Raw genomic sequence first — 20,615 nt, forward strand, 5'->3', positions numbered from 1 at the left:
TCCACTCCTAAAAAAGCAGTTTTTTGAGTAATATTACTGATTGACAAATGCAATTAAGTCTTAACTTGTCACCAATGGTTCATGCCGATCGCATTTACCGTACAAGAGAAAACCGAGCATGGTGTAAAGAAAGAGGCATTAGAATTAGTGGGCCACCTCTAGGAAGACCCCCAGCAAATGTGAGTAAAGCAAAAAAGAAGCAAGCTTTAGAAGATGAAAGAATTAGAAATGCAATAGAGGGAAAGTTTGGGGCTTGCGGAAAAGAAGATTCGGTCTCAATAGAGTTATGGCTAAACTTGATAATACCTCTGGTACGGTTATTGCAATTACTTTTTTGGTTATGAACCGATGCTTCCTGGTGGCGCCGGGTTTTTTGTGTGTTTTTCTGTCTATTTGGAAAAAGAACACCTGTTTTTGGGTTGAAGATAATCCCCAATTATAATTGGGGGACTTGATACCGAAAAAACTTATATATAACTCTGCTTGAATATATCGATCACTCCTGTTCTTAGTTTGCGATCGATTATTCAGCAAGCCCTAAATAAAAGCGGCAGTCGCCTGCCGCTTTTAGCTGTAACTAGATGTCTGGAAACCTTAGAAACTAAAGGTTGTACGGAGGAGTCCGACCCAGATATCCTCGTTTCTGTTGTTGTGTTCGGGATTCAGAATCACGTAAACGCCCGGTGTCACCGAAATAAAGTCATTGACTTGGAAGCGATAGAAACCCTCTAAGTGATAAGAGGTGTTGCGGTTTCTGGCGACATCACTCTCGGTAACTTTTGGCGGTACACCGAAGACGAAGCCGAGGACGTTGCCTTGTCGGGCAAAATCTCCCAGGGCCACAGTGATAGCACCATTCTGGATGGTAGCGTCATTCTTGCCACCCCGCAGTTGTTCAGCCTTGGTATAACCGTACCAACCGCCAATCTGAAAGCGACTGCTGGGTTTGAAGTTAACTTGCACGCCAAAGTTATCTGATGCAGTGGGTGGTTGAAATCTGGGCTCGGTAGCAGTGGCTGGTCGATCGAATGGCTGGTTAGCCAAGGCACTGCCGACGCCGCCCATGAGGTTAACATCGCCTGCCCGATTGTATTTCCGGGTGTAAGTCAAGCCCAAGTCAAACGGTCTGCTAAAAAAGCCTATCTGACCCAGAGCGCTGAAAGAACCGTTGAAAACGCCCCTGCCGTTTGCGGGGTTGGGAGCGTCGCTGTCGCCAGCGAGATAGCCCGCAGTAGCTCGGAAGCTGCCCAAGTTGAAAGTCACACTTGCGCCTGCTCCCTGCGGGCCGCGGAATACTGCCGGGTTGCGTACTCCAAATCTGGAAAGTGAACCCGAACTCGTAGAGTTACCAAAGGTAGAAGCTTGGTCTGCAATTTCATCTAGGTCAAGTCCTTTAGGACCGACAAAGACTGTAGCGGCACCCATCGGGAACCGATAGTACACTTCGTCTAGTGTGAATTGGCTGCCATCATCGCCGTCAAAGGCCAAGCGAGCCATGTTGGTACCAGTAGCCGTGGCTCTATCGTAGCGGGCGGTGTTGACTGCTTGCAAGCGGGTTCTGAGTAAGTCTCGACCGGTGAAGCTGGTGTTGAAGTTCAACCGCACCCGGTAGCCGAAGTTGGTAGAGGTTTTGTCGTCGTGAAGGCCGACACCATCTCCGAAGGTGTCGCTGACGGCAAAAATGGCTTCTCCAGCCAATTTGGTTGTGGTGGAGAACTGGTTGGCTTCGAGTTCTGCGGTGCGAGCTTCTAGGCCGTCTACTCGTCCGCGCAGGGTAGCGAGTTCGGCTGCAAATTCTTCTTGCAGGCGTTGCAGGATGGCTAAGTCGTCTCGGGTAACCAAGTTACCTGTTGACCCAATTAGTTTGGTTATGTTGTCTAAGCAAGCGTTGACGCCGGCTGCAAATTCGTAGCGAGTCAGGGCGCGGTTGCCGCGGTAGGTGCCGTCGGGATAACCTACGATACAACTGTAGCGTTCGACTAGGGATTGCAGGGCTTGGAATGCCCAATCTGTCGGGCGCACGTCGGAGAGCTGAGAGACTGATGTCACCTGGGACATGGTTCCCGACTGTTGGGCCGGCAGCGCTTGGGGAGCGACAGGGACGATCGGACCGCCCATTCCGGCGGCTGGTGTCTGAGCAATTTCTACCTTAGTAGCTGGGGTAGTAGCTGGGGTAGTAGCTGGGGTGCTGGCTACTGCTGGCACTTCAATTTTCCCCGCAACTTCTGTCTGGCTGCTTTGCACTGCCAAGTCTGATGCTTGGGGAGCCGGTTCGGCTGTGCCTGCTGCTGCTAGGGGTTCAGTCGCTGCTGCCGCGCTGGCCGGAGCGATTGGGGCTGCTAACTCGATGTCGCTCCCTGTTGTTTGCAGTGTTGTTTGCAGTGCTGCTTCGCTGGTTTGTGGTTCGATTAAGGCGAGTTTTTCAGCGTCTGCTTCGTTGACGAGCGGGGTTTGGGCCGCTTCGACGCTGCTGTTTAAAGCCAGCTTTTCTGGGGCAGCAGGGGCTGCTGCAACTGGTTCTGCAACTATTTCTCCAACTATTTCTGCAATTTTTGACTCAGATGACTGAGCTGTAGCTACCTGGTTGGCTTCAGCGGTTGCGGTCACTTCTGCGGCGATCGCAGTGGCACTCATGACTGATGATAGCCCCAGAATTGCCGGGGATACTAGCAGTAAATTCCAAAAAGTTCTGTTCATTTTCCTCACACCTTCACACTCTATTCAACTCGACGAGCAGCAATTCCCAACTGCTAATTTTTGTGGTTGCTTGCCTGTTGACAATAACTGCCAAAATAGAACCTATCCATAACTGTTGATTCACCGTTGATTCACCGTTGATTCACCGTTGATTCACAGTAGGCGTGTCTACTTCTGCTTGAACGTAGCGGGCTGGGCCCTTGTACCGCCCAGGCATCAATTCAGGTCAAGCCCACATTACATTACGGTTGATTATACCATCACCTGCTAATTTCATCTGATACTTTTAATCCAGACAATCTCCGACAACCTGAGAGAATCCGAATATAGCACACTCATCAGACAAGTCCCAGAGCATGGTGGTATCTCACAAAGCTTTAAGGAAAATCCCTAAAGCGCTACTCAAACTGGGTGTTTTCTAACCACAGTTGGGGCCTTTAAAAATTTTAGAGCCACCTAACTTTTATGGCTCTCACCGTATTTTGCACAAATTTTGGAGGTGTATTCTTCACTGGTTTTGACCAACCTCGAACCGCAAGGATTACAGAGATGCTCTCAAGCGAAAGCTTGAGAGAAGTGAGAGAAAGTCCAAGTCATCATTACTGATGGTTTTATGCAGGCTACTTCAGTCTACACCAATTGTTATGAGTATTACCTAAAAGTCTAGGAAAATATCATCCTAGCAATTGCTCTCGATCGCCCGACTTGCTTGAGTTGCTCTGGGGGCGAGCGACAACTGGTTCTAGGGGTTCGACCACAATCTGCCTCTAACTGACAACTGCCCAGAGTTCTCGGTTACGCCAGACTTAACAGACAGTTATAGGTAGGATTGTGGCTGCGTGTCGCATCCCTTATACAGCTTTATATCCTATAATGTCAAGCTTTTTAACCTAACTTTAAACCTCGCGACCCGGCAGGGGCTATTTTCACGCCATGAGTGGGGAACTGAGACCTCAAGGCTGGTAGATTGACCCGATCGAAACCCAAGTTCAGGCTTGACCCATTTTGGTTTTTTGATGCCCGCTGCCGTCGGGACTTGCCAGGGCGATCGCCATTTTTGAGACTGCCCGTCGGCGGGTTTAATTTCCCGCTATTTTAACACAACTTTTTTGTTGTTTGAGTGCGGCTGCAGTTGGTGTTGCTTGACCCGGAAGCGCGCCGTCGAGCTCAGTTGTTTGACAGACCAACTATACCCAATATTCCTAGGGGTTTTAGCGATGTTTTTGTCTACGGGCGATCGCAGAAGTTTAGTGCTAAGCTGCTGGCTAAAATGCAAAAGTTGAAAATCGAGCTGCTTTCAGAACAAAAAACCGAAACGCTGTGGCTAGGCAAGTTAGTAAAATAGTGACGGTTTACGGAAGATTTTGGGGTTATTATTGCTTGCTGCGACCAAGATTATTTGTTTGCAAAGGGTTGCTGTGCTAGCATCCGATATTTCCTGGGAGATGTTCCCATCTGCCTGTTGATTGACGGTACGTTTTCCGTGACTCCCCTAGAAAAAGCTTACGGAGTGCGCGTCATTAATCACGATAGCGTCTCTGAGCCACTTCTGAGAAAAAGAAGCTTTGGTTGGGGAAAAAGTCATATGATTCCCTTTTGGGAAAGTCCTTGGCAAAATTTTCTCGTGATGGATGCAGATAGAATTGTTTGGCGAGATGTTCTCAAATTTGCTAATTCTCAAGACTTCGACTTTATTATTGACCTGCCTTGTAACGATTACTCGGATGCGGATCTCACGGAATTTTTATTTAACATTCCGGGAGTCAAAAAGTATTTTCGGCGTTGCTGAGTTAGAGTATGAATAGGAGGAATAATTTATGCAATGCCCAGAATGTAAATCAACCCATATCCGTAAAAACGGCAAGAAGAAAGGAAAACCGAATCACATTTGTGTCCAATGTTGTCGTCAATTCATTAATCAGTATGAACCCCACCCTTGGTTATAGCGAGAGCATCAAACGTGATTGCCTAAAAATGTACGTCAATGGTATGGGTTTACGGGCGATAGAACGAGTTAAGGGAGTTCATCATACCGGGCGTAATAAATTGGGTAAAACCAGTCGGAAAACTGTTACCAGATGTTTATGACCCTGAAGTAATTCCAGAAGTTGGTGAACTCGATGAATTACAAACTTATGTAAAAAAAAACAAACAAAATCTGGTTGTGGACAGCGGTTGACCACTTTCAACCAGGAATTTTAGGATGGGTATTAGGGGATCGTGTGTGCTAAGACATTTGAACCATTATGGGACAAAGTAAGTGCATAGAAATGCTACTTTTCTGTAACTGATGGATGGTCTGTATATCCCATGTTTATTCCTGATGGGATCACATTATCAGTAAGACTTATATGACACTCCTTAGAAGGGGAAAATACAAGACTAAGACATCCGGATAGCCAGACTACATCGCAAGACTCTTTGTTATTCTAAATGTGAGAAAATGCTCAAGCATTCTATTAAGTTATTAATACATTACTTGAAATTTCACGATATTCCCATTCCTGGAGCATTCATACCTTGATTCAGCAACGCCGGATTTTTTAACCGCAGATGTTAGCGGATGAACGGGGATGCACGCGGATTTGGGCTTACCCTTCGAGGGGTAAAGTTGGCCCGGCTGGCGGTAAAACTTGGCGGTGAACGCTTATTTTGTGGCTTTCCCGCTGAGTTTGCATTTCGACGGCGATCGCCTCAAATTCGACTTCCATGCAGCCGTAGGGAATCTCTAACTCGACACTTGCTCTAACATTTCCAAACCCGTTAGCTTTAAATTCGGTAATCCAGCGCGGCCCGTCGAGAATCAGGTAGGTTTGCCGATCGTACACCCAAACTTTCACATAAATCCGGGGCATTAATTCCGGGAGTTGCACTTGCACTTTTACAGCCTGGCCCGCGATAATTTCGGCGCGTGGCAATTCCAAAATGGGCATCGGTACTAACTCGTCTTCTGGCAAAACGTAGGGAGTTGGGGGAGTTCCTTCTGCGACGACAGTTGCGGTTTTTTGAGCAACTTGTTTCGGCTGCGGGGGCTCGTCAAAAACCACAAATTCTCTGGCTTCCGGGCTAGTAGATTTGGGATCGGAAATTGTTTCGCTGGTTTCGGGTTGCTGCTGGGTTGCGCTGCTTTCTTCCACAACGGCAATTTCGTCGCTGCTATTGGCGGCGGCTGTTGGAGTTGGTGACAGGGTGGTTGCTTTCAGCCAGTCGGGGGATTCGCCGTTGCTGGCTAGGGAACTCAGTCGCGACCAAAATCTATTTTGGACGTTTAAGGTTTGAAATGCCTGTTTTGTGGGTGCTGGCGGGGTTTCTGGGGCTGTTGTTTTTAATTCAGGGCTGTTTTCGGGTTTTTGGTCGATCGCTCCGATTTCGGCTGTTTGAGTGGGATTTGGGATGTCGGAGGGTTTGGTTTGTGGGTCGAGCGAGTCTGGGGCAGTTCGAGGCGAATCGGAGATTTCCGAGAGCAATTGCGATCGGCTGCTGTCGGGCAGTTTGTTACCGAATGCGGGCAATTCTAGACCGCCTACACTTGGGGTTTGACGCGAAGCCAGTAGAGGGGGTAGGGCTTCCTTGCTTGGGACTTCGGCGGGGGAGGGAGGGTCTAATGATTTTTCTACTAGCTTGAGGAAGGATAGATTTTTGGCGCTTCCAGGCTGTTTTGAGGCTGTTGGGGAGGGTTCGGCTTGATGCTTTTCTTCGAGGAAATTGTCTTTAATTTCCTCTAGAAGGTGCTCTAAACGGGCTGTAATTGTGAATAGTTTGGTGGCTAGGGTGACGCCGCCGCTGCTGAGAATTGCTTCTCCTAAAATGAGTCGGCTTTTGCACTCGGTTGGGATGTAGGTGACGCAAGCAAAGATGCAGGGGGGAACTTGTTCTGGCATCGGCTGCTGGATTTCTGCGAGAATTTTTGAGGTTTGGGGGTCACGCAGGTAAATTTGCAGTTGTGCTGAACCGATGAGTTGTTTGAGTTCTAGCGCTTCGGATTCGGGGATGAGAGTTGCTGTTTTTCTGCTTTGTTGGGGGTGTTGGGGAATGTCGATTTTGCCGGAAATGATTAAGGGGCGACCGAGTTGGGTGACGAAGGTTTCTCGATCGAGGAGGAGTTCGAGTTGGACGCCCGGTTTTGGTTCGGGGGTTTGGGGAATTGGGAATTGGTAGATTTTGGTTTGCTGCGGTGCCTCAGCGGCTGCTGGGATTTGTGGGGCGGGGCGATCGACCGATGCTGCGATTTGTGGGGCTGGGGGATCGACCGGTGCTGCAATTTGTGGGGCTACGGTGGAAGCAGCAGGTTCGATTTGGTTGATCGGCGGTAGGGGTTCGGAGGTTTCCGATTCTGCGGGCAATACTTCCAACTGAACGCCGTACTGCCAAGGTTTTAGTGGTGTTGATTTGGGATCTGGCAAGCAGGAGAGTTCCCACAGTCCGGGTTTGAGCCTGGTGTAGGGAATGATCACGACTAATCCTTCGGGGTTGGTGCGGGCCGATCGGCTTTGGACTTTCCGCTGCGCCCCTTGGTCGAAGGAGGTATGGGTAACGCGAATTTCGATGTCGGTGTTGGGGTGCTGAATGCGAGCAACCACGCGGTATTTACCTTCTAGAATTTCCACGTCGGAGGTTTCTAGGGGCAACCAGGCGCGATCGCCCTCTTTCTGTAGCAAAAATTCTAATTTTTTCATTGTTGTTTCCCCTTGAAGGCTCCCGCTCGATCGCAAGTTGGTGGTTTATTGAGCGACAGCTACAGATATTAAATTACTTTATGTTGTATAGCCTATCATCTGTCTCGGTCAAGAGCCCTGCTTGCGCGCTCCCGTAAAGTCTTCCTTGCGATCGTCGGTACAGCCTTGCACCGGACAAGGCAACGTCGTTTCCCTACGGATATTACGTACAATTATCGCGCAGTGCGATCGTCTCCCTGTCAGCGATCAACTTACCAAACATCTGGTAGCATCTCACATCAAAAATCTCATATCGATTGACGGCTGCCCCCCAAAGCGGCTACGCTGTGAAATTAAGGTTGCTTTGCTTGCAGAGGAAGCAGCCCGCGTCGCCCGAAAATCTAGTTGCACTGCCCAAAGCTGTTACCAGCAGCAATGGACAGCTAACCGCCAAACTGAGTACACCAGTATGGAGGCTAGTTGAGAATCGTAGCATTCTCTGTAGCCGCCCTGCTTGCGTTACCGTGCGGGGCGGCTGGGTTTTTGGGTTTTTCTAGAAAAAAACCAAAAACCAGGAGACCATATTATGTCACAGGAATTCTTGCCTGACGATAACTTGTCCGAGCGTCCAAATTCCGACTCAGCAGCATCCGAACAAGAAGTCGTGCAAATCACGGTTTTAGGTTCCCGCAAGGCCGTGTTAGAAACCATCCACACCTTATATCGGCTGGGATTTGCGGCTGTTGGCGATTGGAGTCCGCCACAGCGAGGCGCACAGCCGGGACAAGTGATAAGTGTCCTGATTCGCCGATCGTCGCGCAAAGCCTAGTCGAAATTGGGCGGGCCTCATAGGCGATAAGTCCAGGCGCATCTAAGTCGGGACTTATATCAATTCCGGTTGCATCGGAATTAATATCACCCGAAATCAGGATACGGCGAGTGCCTAAGTCCCTACAATAAATCTGGCGTAGGGAAACGGCACTGCCGTGTCCTCGCTGATCATTCCGGCGCAGCCGCCGGAATTGATATAACTTACCAAGGACTGCCGATAATGCTGAAAGCTGCCCAGTAGTAAGGATGGGATAAATCTTTGCTGTCGAGTTTGGGGATGGAGGGGGGCAAGGGAATGTCGCCTCGCGCACTTCGCAGTTGACCGCCTTCGATCGTCACTTTGCCTTCGATCGCAGCGATTTGTGCTTGCCGCATTGCTTCAGCTTTAATGATTGGAGGGTCGTTTGGCCTGCTGATTTTTAACTGCTGGTAAAACTCTGTCATCAAGGCGAGAGTCCCCGCATCGCTGACGTACCACAGGCTGGCGAGGGCTGATTTTGCTCCCGATTGCAGCGCTAAACCTGCAAATCCTAGTTCTGCTTCTTTGTCTCCCAAGGCGGTTCTACAGGCGCTTAATACTAATAGTTCGAGGGGCGGATTGTTCCATTTTAAATCTCTCATTTGATCGAGACCGAGTTGGGTGTCCCAAAATTGAATGTAGGAATTATTTGGGGTTCCAGGGCGGAATTCGGCGTGGGTGGCGAGGTGGATGATTCCGTATTTTTGTTGCAGTCGCTGGGATTGCAAGTTTACTATGGTGAAGTCTTGGTTGAGAAAGGATTGACCGGGCCACTGTCGGGCGATCGCACCTAGTTCTAACGGAACTGCTGGCAGAGGTTCTTTGTTCGCCGTTTCTGCGAAATCTGATGCTCCCATTGCTAGAACTTGCACGTTTCTGAGGTCGGTGTAATTGCTGTCTGTGAGTTTGAAGGCGGGGATGCGGGAGAGGCTGTATTTTTGGATCAGAAATTGCTTTCCGTCGTGCATTGCTGCTAGGGGTACGGTTCGCAAACCTGCGCCGACGCAGAACAGCAAGGTTTCAATTTTTGCTGTTTGCAAATCTGTTTCTAGGGGTGCAACTATCCATTTGTAGAGTTGTTGGGCTGGTGCTAGATAGCTGGTGGTGTTGAGTTTTACTGGGTTGGTGATTTCGCTGCCGAATTCTTTGACTACTGAGAGCAGTTTCTCTTGTTTGGCTTCGGGGACGCTGCGGAGAATGGGCGGGCGATCGGGCAATATTAAGATTAATTCTAGTTGGTCAGTGCGCGGGATGGCGTAAATTAAAGCTGGTTTTTTCTTGGTTTGAACTGCTAGACGGGAGAGAGTTTTTGATATTGCTTCAGCGGTTTTCGCACGGGCTGCAAAGTCTTGTTCAAAGTATTTTTGATAGTCTTCTTCCCAGTTTTGTTCGATTCTGGTTACGGCTTCGGTGAGGTTGCCCCGATCGAGCAAATTTCTCATTTCTTGCCCGCCCGGCCCGCCCTGGGCTGTGTTTTGGGCAATTGTAGCGAGGTTCGCGGTGCTCCAGCAGAAAAATATTGCTATCAAACAGTAAAAAATAGCTTTTTTAATTTTTTTCTGAGTCGTGTGTTTTTGGCGTTGCTGCTGGGATTGGTAGTGCATGATTTTGGGGCGGTTAAGGGCGCCGTTGGCGGCAGCAGTTGGCAAAAGTTTGGATGTGGCTGGGTATTTTGACCGAAAGCATCCAGGATACCCGCCACGTGATTCATCCGTCCAGAAATAAAAAACCTGTATCCGATGAAACTTGCCGAACGTATTTATCCGTGGGGTCAATTCTAAAATCTAAAATCTAAAATCTAAAATCTAAAATCTAAAATCGATTGACTGTGCTGGCGATCGCCGCACGATTTTAGCATTCAATACCAACCCCAAATATCTACCCTAGGGTGTGGATATTAGCACCAACAGAGTCCCCGCACCCAGAAATTCGCGATTTATATAAATTTTTGTAAATTATGCAGGGGTTTTGCATAAGCCGGACTTACGCAAAAACCCGGTTTCTTCACGTAGTAAGTCCTGTTTTTTACCTAGCAGCCAAGTACATTTAACTGAGAGGTTGCACCCTTCTCAATAATCCTTTTATGAACAGGCAAGATGCCTGTTCCACAAAAAATTCATCTTTTGTGGAACGGGCATCTTGCCCGTTCTTAAGAATGGTGCAAGATGTGAGTTTAACCGGCATTACCTCTACAGGCATCTTTGAATTTTTTCGACACATCCGCACTTCTCAGGTTGAATCGAGTTTTGTCTTGGTATTAAGTGAGGAATACCCTGCATCGATCGCCGATATATTGAGTTACCTCAGTAGATATATTCTCTGTATTTACTTATTTTAAAATAGTTAGGTTTTTTCGCGCCAACTTACTTAAAGCTCGACTGATTAATTGTTTGGCATCGGATATCTACGCGGTTATTTATTACAATTCGTCGAGACTGCCTTTGGCCTAAGATTTTGCCGAAAATCTCCTAGTTTTTTAGAATCATTGGCGGCGGTTGCCAAGAGTTGATCAACATAAATAAAAACACTTAATTATTTAGAGGATTTTACGCTATGCGGTCGATCGCTTTTTCCTTCTTTTTTCTGGTTTCTCTCCTAGATAACTGAAGCCTGCTTCCTTCCGCTATACATTGTGTGCGATCGAACTTGGCACGGTGCGTTAGCGAAGCCCTCGAAGAGGATCGCGATCCGATTGGGGGATGTGTCTTAGTATTTCTTCACATATCCTGATTTCGGTCTATGATATATGCCTTATGGCGTATTTGTGTTTAAAGCCCGTTACCGCGTACCGCTGATGAGTCAATCAACCAATTCACCGCTATCCCAACCAGTTTCTCGAAGAACCGCCCTCAAATTCCTCGGAGTCGGTGCCGCCGGCGGGCTGCTGGGCTACTCTCGATTTTCCAAGCCAGAGCCCGCCGTTTTTGTGCAAGATTCTATTGACTTGCCGCGAATGCTGAATAACCGCAAAACCGTTGCAGTTGTAGGCGGAGGCTTGGCCGGGCTCGCCTGTGCTTACGAGCTCAGTCAGCGGGGTTTCGCCGTGACGCTGCTGGACAAATCGCCCCAACTCGGCGGCAAAATTGCTAGTTGGCCGATACAAGTCGGGAACGAAACTTTTATGATGGAACACGGTTTCCACGGTTTTTTTCCGCAATACTACAACCTCAAAAGTGTGGTTGAAGAACTAGAAATTACTGATAACTTTGTATCTTTAGAATCCTACGCCGTTGTGTTTCGAGACGGCAAATACAAACCCGAAGTTTTCCGTCCCAACCATTCAGCTTTCCCCTGGAATATAGTTGACTTGGGGATATCTTCTCCCAATCGGCTCAAGTGGGGAATCAATCTTACAAAACCCGCTCACTGGCAAGTATTCCGAGAAATCGGCGGTTTTCAAACTCAAAAAAGTTTCGATCGCCTCGACAATATATCAGTGGCCGACTGGGTAAAAGGTGAATTTCCGCGCGGGCTTTATGACTTGTATTTTCTGCCATTTGCCAAGTCCAGCCTCAACGCTCCAGACGAATTGAGCGCGGGAGAATTAATGCAATTTTTCCACTTTTACTTTTTCGGAAATCCAGAGGGTTTGGCATTCAACGGTACGCGGCAAGATATGGGCACGAGTTTGGTGCAGCCTATGGCCAGAGCCATTGAAAGCAAAGGCGGCAAAGTATTGACAGATGTCGCAGTCAGTGAAATACGCTGGGAAAACGGCAAGATTAATTCTCTGAGTTACCAGTCTGGAGACGTGCAAAGTAAAATACCTTTTTGGGTGAAGCGAAACAGGCTGTTAACCGACAGCAACTCTACCGAATATTTCGGCGCTGGGGACAGCGTATTTGCCGCCGCACCGTCGGGAAAAGAGGCAATTTCTCTGAGCTGCACTCACCAAGGCTGCACAGTTCAGAAACAAAATGACGGTCAATTTCACTGTCCTTGTCACGGGGCAGTTTTTGATGCCGAAGGGCGGGTTGTGAGCGGGCCTGCTCAGCGGGATTTGCCTCGATTTAAGGTAGTCGATGAAAAAGCAGATGAAATACAGTTAGCAGCAGCGGTTAACCCATCGCAGCCGCAAAATTTGGGAGAAACATTGAAGGCTGATTATTATGTTTTGGCGGCAGATGTTCCGGGGATGCAGCATTTGTTTAGTTTGACCAGCGGTGAGGTGAATCCGCAGGTGCAGAGCCGGATCGAGAGTTTGAAAATAGCCGATCCGTTTGCGGTGGGCCGTTTTTGGTTCGATCGCGAATTTCCCTGGGAACACAGCAATTTCAGTTCGCTTTCCGGCTACAAACTGACTGACAGCATTACGCTTTACCACAAAATTCAGGATCAGTTCATAGAGTGGAATCAGAAAACTGGCGGTAGTGTAGTGGAACTGCACGCTTATTGTTACAAGGAGAAGGAATTTCCAAACCAGGAAGTTTTGCTGGCTACTTTTGAGGAAGAATTGTACGAAATTGTACCGGAATTAAAAGAGGCAAATATGCTGCACCGGGAATTGGTAAATCAAAAGAATTTCTCTGGATATCCGCCCGGTAGTTATGCGGAAAGACCAGAAACTTGCTGTGCTGTTCCGAATCTGTTGTTTGCGGGAGATTGGGTGAAAATGCCGTTTCCGTGCGGTTTAATGGAAAGGGCGGTTAGCAGCGGTTTGTTGGCAGCTAATGCTATTTTATATCAGGAGGGTTTGCAGAGGCGATCGCTCTTGACGGTGAATCCCGAAGGCGTGTTAAAAATCTAAGGTTTGCACCGGGGCGGGCTTTATAAATCGTCAATTATTGGCTGCTATTCTCGGTAAAACCCGCCCCCAGCCCTACCAGTTTAGATTTTAGATTTTAGATTTTAGATTTGAAGAAATGGGAATGACTGATTCAAAAAGGGTTTGGAGCTTTCCTACAGTTGCATTCTTTTTTTAAGATGAGTTACGGTTTGTGGGGGTGGTTTCGCTGAGGGGAAAAGGCAGAGCTTGCCAACAAAAAAAATATCTACGTTGAGGGGGGTGGATATGCGGTTAAAATATTATTGAATTAGTATAAAGCAATAATAGATGCTAAATAGTAACTGCAAAATTCGCAATAAATCTGTAACCTTTGATGCTTTTGCAACAGAATACGATTTCGCCGCCACCTTGCAAAACCAGAACGATTTCTTTACTAACAACCTATCGACTAGCAAAGGTGCAGCATTAGATATTGGCTGCGGTTCGGGAATTCTTGCTTTTGAATTAGCCCAGTATTACGATAATGTTGTAGCCGTCGATTTGTCAGCAAAAATGCTAGAGATAGCCCGTCAAAAACGCTCAGCCCCCAATATCGAATACATCCAAATGGATGCCAGTCAATTAGCGCTCGATCGCCAATTTGATTTAATAGTTAGTGCTGCCACTTTTCACCACCTGCCCAACCTCCCCGCCGCCCTTGATGCAATTAAAAAAATGTTAAATCCGCGCGGAAAAATCGTGTTTTTAGATAATATATCAGAAGTCGAGACTCCGGCTACAATAGGCTACATATTAGGTGCTACGAGAGATTTTAGACTCGACTGTTCCACCTACGGATTTCGCAATGCTTTAAGATTATTAAAATTTCGATTGTCGCCAGGGTGGTTGAAGCATTTAGCTAGCGATAGGTATTTGTCAGAACGGAGATTTAGAAAAATTTACGGTCGTTGCTTTCCCGGCTGTTATTTTGTAAAATTGGGTTGTTTTATGGGCGTAATTTGGGAACATTTGTAATGCAAAACAACGCGATAAAATCGGTATCTGCAAGGGAACAAAAAACTCACATCCGCGAGTTGGGCATTAATCTCGATCGCTGGTATGCGATCGCCCGCAGCAGCGAGGTAAAAACTCAGCCGCTAGCTGCGAAAATCTGGAATCGGGCGATCGTACTTTTCCGCGACAGTGCAGGCAAAATCAACGCTTTAGAAGATAGATGTCCGCACCGGCAAGTTAAACTCAGCCACGGTCAAGTTAAAGGCGATTTAATCGAATGTGCTTACCACGGATGGCGGTTAAATGCAAGGGGAGAATGCGCCGAAGTCGATTATTTAGCAGAAAATCAAAAGCTACCTAACTGCAAAATTCGCTCCTATCCAGTAAAGGAACAAAACGGTTTTATCTGGCTGTTTCCCGGCGACGAAACGCAAGCAGAAAAAACTCATTTACTGGATTTGCCAGAGTGGGAACATCTCAATTATATTGCCACAGTTTCAGTCATCGACTGTCAGGCACACTATTCATTTTTAATTGAAAACTTGATGGATATGTACCACGGACACTTGCACGATGATTGGCAAGCTTGGGCCAATCCGGTGTTAGATACTTTAGAAGAAAACGAGCATCAAGTAACTGCTCGCTATCAGGCACAAAGTTATTACAAAATAGATAAAATTTGGTCAATTTCTCAGTTATTTTTTAAGTCCTTGCGCCGACTGCACCCGGAACCGCTGGCTGTGAGTTATGTTTACCCGCACTGGGTTTCAACTTTGGGAAGCGATTTTAAGATTTACTGCTTGGTTTGTCCGGTGAGCGAGACAGCAACTCGCGCTTATTTAATTCATTTTACCTCATTAAATGCGTTTTGGCGGCTGCACAAATTGCCGATTTGGTTTCGCAGGTTTATCAAAGATAGTTGTTTCGGTGCGGCTCAAAAGTTATTAGATGGTTTGGTGCGGCAGGATGTGTTAATGATTGAAGAAGAACAGCAGGCTTTTTTGCAGGATTCAGAAAGAAAAAGTTATGAATTAAATCGAGCTTTAGCCAGCGTGCAAAAGTTGATCAGAAGTCAGGCAGAAAATGGATAATTCAGGATCAGATTGAAACCGGCAGCGGGACGAATGAACCAGCCTGCACAGGCTAGGGCGTGTTTTCTTGCCTCGTTGTATCCTAGAAAATAGGCCTCGCAAGCTGTTAACGCTCATCAACCCTTCGAGACTTAAGCAACGAACAGTGCGATTCGTTAAAACCGCTACTTCCGCCACCGAAACCCCGAACAGGTAAACCGGATTTAAAGTCAAGGAACGATGCGATCGTTCCTTGACTTTAAATGTAAAGTTTTGTATTAATTTTTAACACTTCTGAGGGGAGGGAATAGTTGACTCTGGTCTATCCCCCTGCTAAGCTAGAAAAAATTTTTCCGCTGACATCTATCTGAATAGATAATATTGAGGGGTATAGTTAACAGGGAAAATCACCCCTTTGGCAGATGCAAGTTACACTCAGGAGAATCCTAATGATGAGTCGTTAAAAACTCCATATTTGCTCAGGGCTGCTACATTCAGGCTCAAATTTACTGGCTGCTTTGCTTGAGCCAAACCCTTGCTTCTACGGTGGGAGAGCATCTCCACTTAGTTTTTTTGTGAAGCGAATGCTAAAAGCCAGCAGCGGAAACAACAAACACTCTTTTTTATTTACACGACTCTGACCGCATCCAATTTCGTCACGGTTTAGAGACTGCTACTTGGGTGAGGGCGGGTGCGTGTCGGGAGTTCATCGGTTGGTTTACGGATTTAATCCCCATACCCGCCCACTGCCAATGTGCGATCGCCTCCTTTACTCCTATGCCGCCAAAGCCGAAAACTCAAAAACCGGGCTGGCGCGATCGCTAACTTGATTAGGACTGACCCAACAGGCACATAGAGTCGGGTGCGCGAATAGTCGGAAATCCTAATGATCTCGATCTATAACCAAGACTAAACCCATGTCTCCCAAAATCCATTTTATTTCCGGACTGCCTCGTTCCGGGTCTACCTTACTCGCGGCCTTACTACGCCAAAATCCCCGCTTTCACGCCAGCATGAGTACCCCTGTCGGTAGTTTGGTGAACCGAATGCTGGAAGCGATGAGTGAAGACAATGAATATTCTGTCTTCATCAGCCCAGAACAAAAAAGAGCGATGATTTCGGGTATTTTTTCGGCATATTACCAGCCCCAAGCCGAAAAAGCCGTCATCTTCGACACTAATCGCCTCTGGTGCAGCAAATTGTCCTTAATTAAAGAACTATTTCCCGGTGCAAAGGTGATTTGTTGCGTCCGCAATGTCGCCTGGATTATGGACAGCATCGAACGGCTAGTCAGAAAAAACTCCTTTGATGTTTCCCAGTTATTTAATAATCCCACCGAACGCGCCACCGTCTACACCCGCACCGAGGCATTAAGTCAAGGGGGACGCTTAGTAGGCTTTGCTTATAACGCTCTCAAAGAAGCTTTTTATAGCGAAGAGAGTGAGCGGCTATTGTTAGTCGATTACGACTTATTAGCCCAAAATCCTGAGAAAGTATTGAGCTTATTTTATCAATTTCTAGAGGAGGAGCCGTTCCAGCATGATTTTGAAAATGTCCAATATGACGAACCAGAATTTGACAACCGACTCAACCTGAAAGGACTGCACAAAGTCCGTTCCAAAGTCGAGTTGCAACAACGCCAAACGATTTTACCACCGGATTTATTTATCCAGTTTAATGGTTTGTCTTTTTGGACAACGCCTAGCAATAGTTTGGCAAATCTGATTGTTGCTCAGCCAAAATAAGCAACAATTAATTCCGAAAAACCACCAGGAGAAGGAGTGTTAAAAACCTGAATAAAAAAATTTCATTCGGATTCTAACTCCAACGCCATTTTTGATTGGTAGAGACGGATTTAGCAGACAACCTCTCTGTTGAACAGACCACCTCTCGGCAAAATCCACCCCGACAAGGGAAAACAGTTTAACTCATTTCACTGACACAAAAGGAAGAAAACAATGTCTAATTTAATCGTTAACCAAACTACTGATAACGGTCTTGGCGATACCACAGGTACTCTGAGTTGGGCAATTCTCCAAGCCAATCAACTGGCAGGAGATGACACGATTACTCTAAATAACGATGTCCGCATTGCTGGGGTAATGAAAACCCTAGTGAACAGCAATATCAATATTGTGGGTAACAACCACAGTATTAGCGGCGATGCAAATAATAACGGCATCACCGACAGCGGCGACGTGCGTTCCTTGTTCATCCTGTCAGGAAATGTCAATATTTCTGACTTGACAATCACCAATGGACGGGCCGAAGGGGGAGATAGCGGCTCTGGTGGCGGCGGCGGTGGATTAGGGGGCGGTTTGTTCCTCTATGATGGCAATGTTTCGTTGACCAATGTTGCGTTCACTAATAACATCGCACAAGGCGGCAACAGCGGCGTTGGCACCGGCCTGGGCGGTGGCGGACTGTTTGGCAATGCTTCAAGCGGCGGCGGCGGACTGTTTGGCAATGCTTCAAGCGGTGAGGGCGGTTACGGCGGCAACGGCAACTACGGCGGCTTCGGCGGTGCCTTCATGAGTGGCAGCGGCGGCTTCGGCGGCGGCGGCGGCAGTGGCGGCATCATCAATCTTAGCAACGGGGCGGCCATAATAAACCTATTCGGCGGCGGCGGCGGCTTCGGAGGCGGCGGCGGCGACGGCTTCGGAGGCTACGGCGGCGACGGCGGCTTCGGCGGCGGCGGCGGTAGCGGCGGCTACGGCGTTGGCAGAGGCGGCTACGGCGGCGGCAGCGGCGGCAGTGGTGGTGCTGGACTAGGAGGGGGCATCTTTGTCCGCAGTGGTTCTTTAACCCTCAACAACACCACCTTTACGGGCAATACCGCTACGGGTGGGACGGGAGCTAACTCAGGTCAGGGCTTAGGTGGGGCAATCTTCGTCATGCAGTCCACCACCAATACCAACGGTAATAACCAGGGAATGCCGACTACCCTTGGCATCGTCAATTTTACGGGTTCGTCTACCTTCAGCGGCAACAGTGCGGCGAATGATGCGGCAACAGCAACTAATAATGATGATGTTTACGGTACACAAATACCTGCTACTCCTACTAACCAAGCCCCCGTTGCCACTGCCGACACAGTAAGTACCACTCAAAACACAGCACTGAAAATCTCTGTTGCTACCCTACTGGCTAACGACACCGATGCCAACAAGGACCCCTTAACCCTCACTGGCGTCAGTAACCTCACAGGAGGCACAGCCGTTCTCAACGATAACGGCACACCCAGCAACAGTGCTGATGACTACATTACCTTCACCCCGACGACTGGCTTTAGTGGCAGTGCCAGTTTTAATTACAGCATTAGTGATGGCAAGGGCGGCACCGCTAGCGCTTTAGTCAATGTCGCCGTTGCTCCTGTGGTTGGTACGGTGCAAAATGGCACCGGCGGGAACGACACCCTCACCGGGAATGCCGGGAACGACTCCATCAACGGCGGCAATGGCGAGGACGCTCTCACCGGCAATGCCGGGAACGATACCTTGATTGGCGGCAATGGTAAGGACTTTCTAGTCGGGAGTGCGGGTGACGACTTACTCGATGGCGGCAATGGCTCTGACACCTTGAGGGGTGGACTCGGCAATGACATCTTAACGGGTGGCAACGGCTCTGATGTGTTTGTATTTGCTGCTCTTGAGGGCACTGATACGATTACTGACTTCAAGTTGGGGAGCGACCAAATCGGTCTGACTGGCGGTTTGACCTTTGGTCAACTGTCGTTCTCCGGCAATCAGATTCGTGTGGGGAGTGAGGTTTTAGCTGTCCTGACGGGAGTGAATACGACTACTCTGACGGCATCCAATTTCGTCGCAGTCTAGAAGAAGCGCGCACCGGCTGAGTCCGACGGGTCAGCAGCGCTTGTGGCTGACCCGTCCCCACGCTAATTTTTGCCTCGACCCAGACTCGATCAATTCAAGGCCAAACATCTCTCATGAAAAGCTCAAATCGCGCTACGAATCAAACCAGGTGAAAGTGAGATGAAATCAAGGCAGCTCAGGCGAACCCAGAGCTTGCCTTTTCCTCGGATAAGCTGCCTTAAACCTAATACCGGAATCGCCGGAATCAAGCCTTTTTAACAATCGATTCTCATTGATATATACCTAGCGGCAATCGCGCCATTGAGAAGAAGGCAGAGAATCTCAAAACACGTCCACTAATATAACCAAAGTGCATCAAAGGACAACTCAACTCAATCAATGAGCCGTGCATCAAAATAACGCTTGAGAATGCACCGATGCTGCAATTTTTCAGCCGTCAATCGATTTTAGATTTTAGATTTTAGATTTTAGAGGCGACCCCACGGATAAATGCGGGGGCTTGAGGATTTTCGATTTTCGATTTTGGATTGATTCACGGATAAATCACGTGGCGGGTACCATCAAGAAATTCTTGGTCATTTGCGCCCGTATTTAAGTTACTCCTCCGAGTCCAGGTATTCCCTAAAATGTAGGGCTGCCGTCAAAAAAATCTAAATTCCGCCAGCACAAACTTTACTTTTTAGGTTGCTGCTTCTGGTAAACGCTGATAACTTTATCGGCATAAGTAGCAGTTGCCCCACTTTTGCAAGCTGCGGAGTCACCTGTCATCCACCAGCAAGCGGCGCGGCGTACAGCGGTTAATTCATTGTTGCTGCTAGCTTTGTATTCGTCGCGCAGCAAATCGCCCACGATACAGGTAACAATTGATTTGGCTTTTGTCGCGTCGGCCTCAAATTGTTGCGGTGTTAAATCTTGTTTGGTACAGAATTTTGCCCAGCGGGAAATATTGTTCGGTAAAACTTGCCACTGACTGTACATTCCGTCATTTGCGGCTTGTGGCGGGGCGGCTTGTCGCAGCGCTTCTACAAGGGCGGAAACTTGCGCGTCGGTGACTGATTGCGCTGCTGCTGGAAGTGATTGCAATCCGAGGCTAATTATCAGGCTGCCGAATAGTAGATTGGTTTTTGCGATCGATTTAAAATTCATTCACAATGCCCTGTTTGATTTAAACTTTGTTTCCTCAAACAAGGTTTACTATTTTGTCGCTGGAATACCTCTATCTTAAGTATGATTTGCTTGTTGAATGGACTGTCGATCGCACTTACGAGAGAAATTGCCGATCGACTGCGATAAAATTATAGAAGTACAACCCGCGAAATTCAATGAAAATGCCTACCAGCGATAGCTACCGCGAGTCCCTAATTGAATCTCTCAAAGATGCCGAACACGCTGCTGGTTTTATCGGGGCTATCTTAGAAGAAAAAGACCCTGAACCCGCACTCCTGAGAAATGCCATCAGAAAGGTAATTGAGGCTAAAATCAGGATGAATGCTCTTTCTGATTCAGCAAAAGAACATCACGAAAAACTCGATAATATCCTGACTGAAAGCGGCGGTTCGGAAATTTACAGTTTGGTAGAATTGCTCGAAGCGTTAGGATTTAAACTAGAAATTACTGTCGCAGATACTGAGTTGCCCGCTGACTCGGAATCAACGCAGATTGAGGAATCGGAATTATCGCCCGAACCAGCTAATTTCTAGCAGATTGTAGCCTTATTTCGATCGCAGTAAAGGTTAATCTAGATTATTGGTTGTGTGGGGGCGGGTTTATATAAATTGTTTGCGGGTATTA

General features: G+C 47.8%; 15 protein-coding genes and 2 pseudogenes. 13 read left to right on the forward strand and 4 right to left on the reverse strand.

The window, feature by feature from the left end:
* Nucleotides 1-77 precede the first annotated feature (77 nt).
* Nucleotides 78-442, forward strand: a pseudogene (locus QT990_RS28185) (transposase); the annotation flags it as partial.
* A 152-nt stretch (nucleotides 443-594) separates the two neighbouring features.
* Here QT990_RS28185 and QT990_RS28190 read toward each other — a convergent pair.
* Entirely contained in the window at nucleotides 595-2,697 is a 2,103-nt protein-coding gene (locus QT990_RS28190; protein WP_333145125.1) for an iron uptake porin, read from the reverse strand.
* A gap of 1,135 nt (nucleotides 2,698-3,832) precedes the next feature.
* On the opposite strand from QT990_RS28190, the gene QT990_RS28195 reads away from it, so the two are divergent.
* The 3 genes and pseudogenes from QT990_RS28195 (at nucleotide 3,833) to QT990_RS28205 (ending at nucleotide 5,221) form a co-directional block, all read left to right on the forward strand.
* Nucleotides 3,833-4,042, forward strand: coding sequence for a hypothetical protein (locus QT990_RS28195; RefSeq protein WP_333301002.1), 210 nt, complete (start codon nucleotides 3,833-3,835; stop codon nucleotides 4,040-4,042).
* A gap of 54 nt (nucleotides 4,043-4,096) precedes the next feature.
* Entirely contained in the window at nucleotides 4,097-4,486 is a 390-nt protein-coding gene (locus QT990_RS28200) for a hypothetical protein (protein WP_333413087.1), read from the forward strand.
* A gap of 28 nt (nucleotides 4,487-4,514) precedes the next feature.
* Nucleotides 4,515-5,221: pseudogene (locus QT990_RS28205) on the forward strand (IS1 family transposase).
* Nucleotides 5,222-5,288: 67 nt separating this feature from the next.
* On the opposite strand, the gene QT990_RS28210 reads toward QT990_RS28205, so the two are convergent.
* Entirely contained in the window at nucleotides 5,289-7,373 is a 2,085-nt protein-coding gene (locus QT990_RS28210) for a hypothetical protein (protein WP_333413086.1), read from the reverse strand.
* 121 nt (nucleotides 7,374-7,494) lie between these two features.
* Here QT990_RS28210 and QT990_RS28215 point away from each other — a divergent pair, with 121 nt between their 5' ends.
* The gene (locus QT990_RS28215) at nucleotides 7,495-7,836 is read left to right on the forward strand and encodes a hypothetical protein (protein WP_333145119.1); all 342 of its coding nucleotides are present in this window, start codon (nucleotides 7,495-7,497) and stop codon (nucleotides 7,834-7,836) included.
* 102 nt (nucleotides 7,837-7,938) lie between these two features.
* Nucleotides 7,939-8,181 (forward strand): hypothetical protein, encoded by a 243-nt coding sequence (locus QT990_RS28220; RefSeq protein ID WP_333145118.1) that lies wholly within the window; start codon nucleotides 7,939-7,941, stop codon nucleotides 8,179-8,181.
* A 203-nt stretch (nucleotides 8,182-8,384) separates the two neighbouring features.
* Here QT990_RS28220 and QT990_RS28225 read toward each other — a convergent pair whose 3' ends face one another.
* Nucleotides 8,385-9,806: a CHAT domain-containing protein gene (locus tag QT990_RS28225; protein WP_333145117.1), complete on the reverse strand. Its 1,422-nt coding sequence runs from the start codon at nucleotides 9,804-9,806 to the stop codon at nucleotides 8,385-8,387.
* A gap of 479 nt (nucleotides 9,807-10,285) precedes the next feature.
* On the opposite strand from QT990_RS28225, the gene QT990_RS28230 reads away from it, so the two are divergent.
* The 6 genes from QT990_RS28230 to QT990_RS28255 all read left to right on the forward strand — a co-directional run bounded on the left by QT990_RS28230 (nucleotide 10,286) and on the right by QT990_RS28255 (nucleotide 18,824).
* Entirely contained in the window at nucleotides 10,286-10,540 is a 255-nt protein-coding gene (locus QT990_RS28230) for a hypothetical protein (protein ID WP_333145116.1), read from the forward strand.
* Between the two features lie 456 nt (nucleotides 10,541-10,996).
* Nucleotides 10,997-12,949 carry an FAD-dependent oxidoreductase gene (locus QT990_RS28235; RefSeq protein WP_333466044.1) on the forward strand — a complete coding sequence of 651 codons (1,953 nt, stop codon included), beginning with the start codon at nucleotides 10,997-10,999 and terminating at the stop codon, nucleotides 12,947-12,949.
* 306 nt (nucleotides 12,950-13,255) lie between these two features.
* The gene (locus QT990_RS28240) at nucleotides 13,256-13,942 is read left to right on the forward strand and encodes a class I SAM-dependent methyltransferase (RefSeq protein ID WP_333466037.1); all 687 of its coding nucleotides are present in this window, start codon (nucleotides 13,256-13,258) and stop codon (nucleotides 13,940-13,942) included.
* Nucleotides 13,942-15,012 carry an aromatic ring-hydroxylating dioxygenase subunit alpha gene (locus QT990_RS28245; protein ID WP_333466038.1) on the forward strand — a complete coding sequence of 357 codons (1,071 nt, stop codon included), beginning with the start codon at nucleotides 13,942-13,944 and terminating at the stop codon, nucleotides 15,010-15,012. Before QT990_RS28240 ends, QT990_RS28245 begins: the two co-directional genes overlap by 1 nt.
* 896 nt (nucleotides 15,013-15,908) lie before the next feature.
* Nucleotides 15,909-16,736 (forward strand): sulfotransferase, encoded by an 828-nt coding sequence (locus tag QT990_RS28250; RefSeq protein WP_333466039.1) that lies wholly within the window; start codon nucleotides 15,909-15,911, stop codon nucleotides 16,734-16,736.
* A gap of 213 nt (nucleotides 16,737-16,949) precedes the next feature.
* Complete coding sequence (locus QT990_RS28255; protein WP_333466040.1) at nucleotides 16,950-18,824, forward strand: Ig-like domain-containing protein; 1,875 nt, start codon at nucleotides 16,950-16,952, stop codon at nucleotides 18,822-18,824.
* A 672-nt stretch (nucleotides 18,825-19,496) separates the two neighbouring features.
* Here the strand turns inward: QT990_RS28255 and QT990_RS28260 are convergent.
* Complete coding sequence (locus QT990_RS28260) at nucleotides 19,497-19,970, reverse strand: hypothetical protein (protein ID WP_333145109.1); 474 nt, start codon at nucleotides 19,968-19,970, stop codon at nucleotides 19,497-19,499.
* Nucleotides 19,971-20,152: 182 nt separating this feature from the next.
* On the opposite strand from QT990_RS28260, the gene QT990_RS28265 reads away from it, so the two are divergent.
* On the forward strand, nucleotides 20,153-20,524 hold the full coding sequence (locus QT990_RS28265; protein ID WP_333301000.1) for a transcriptional regulator: 372 nt from the start codon (nucleotides 20,153-20,155) through the stop codon (nucleotides 20,522-20,524).
* The last annotated feature ends 91 nt before the right edge of the window (nucleotides 20,525-20,615 follow it).

Origin of the sequence: Microcoleus sp. T3_B1 (assembly GCF_036700445.1) — a bacterium.
Lineage (GTDB): Bacteria > Cyanobacteriota > Cyanobacteriia > Cyanobacteriales > Microcoleaceae > Microcoleus.

Coding starts and splice junctions, on each gene's coding strand:
- QT990_RS28190 (WP_333145125.1), bottom strand. CDS start 2,697: ATGAACAGAACTTTTTGGAATTTACTGCTAGTATCCCCGGCAATTCTG.
- QT990_RS28210 (WP_333413086.1), bottom strand. CDS start 7,373: ATGAAAAAATTAGAATTTTTGCTACAGAAAGAGGGCGATCGCGCCTGG.
- QT990_RS28220 (WP_333145118.1), top strand. CDS start 7,939: ATGTCACAGGAATTCTTGCCTGACGATAACTTGTCCGAGCGTCCAAAT.
- QT990_RS28225 (WP_333145117.1), bottom strand. CDS start 9,806: ATGCACTACCAATCCCAGCAGCAACGCCAAAAACACACGACTCAGAAA.
- QT990_RS28230 (WP_333145116.1), top strand. CDS start 10,286: ATGAACAGGCAAGATGCCTGTTCCACAAAAAATTCATCTTTTGTGGAA.
- QT990_RS28235 (WP_333466044.1), top strand. CDS start 10,997: ATGAGTCAATCAACCAATTCACCGCTATCCCAACCAGTTTCTCGAAGA.
- QT990_RS28240 (WP_333466037.1), top strand. CDS start 13,256: ATGCTAAATAGTAACTGCAAAATTCGCAATAAATCTGTAACCTTTGAT.
- QT990_RS28245 (WP_333466038.1), top strand. CDS start 13,942: ATGCAAAACAACGCGATAAAATCGGTATCTGCAAGGGAACAAAAAACT.
- QT990_RS28250 (WP_333466039.1), top strand. CDS start 15,909: ATGTCTCCCAAAATCCATTTTATTTCCGGACTGCCTCGTTCCGGGTCT.
- QT990_RS28255 (WP_333466040.1), top strand. CDS start 16,950: ATGTCTAATTTAATCGTTAACCAAACTACTGATAACGGTCTTGGCGAT.
- QT990_RS28260 (WP_333145109.1), bottom strand. CDS start 19,970: ATGAATTTTAAATCGATCGCAAAAACCAATCTACTATTCGGCAGCCTG.
- QT990_RS28265 (WP_333301000.1), top strand. CDS start 20,153: ATGCCTACCAGCGATAGCTACCGCGAGTCCCTAATTGAATCTCTCAAA.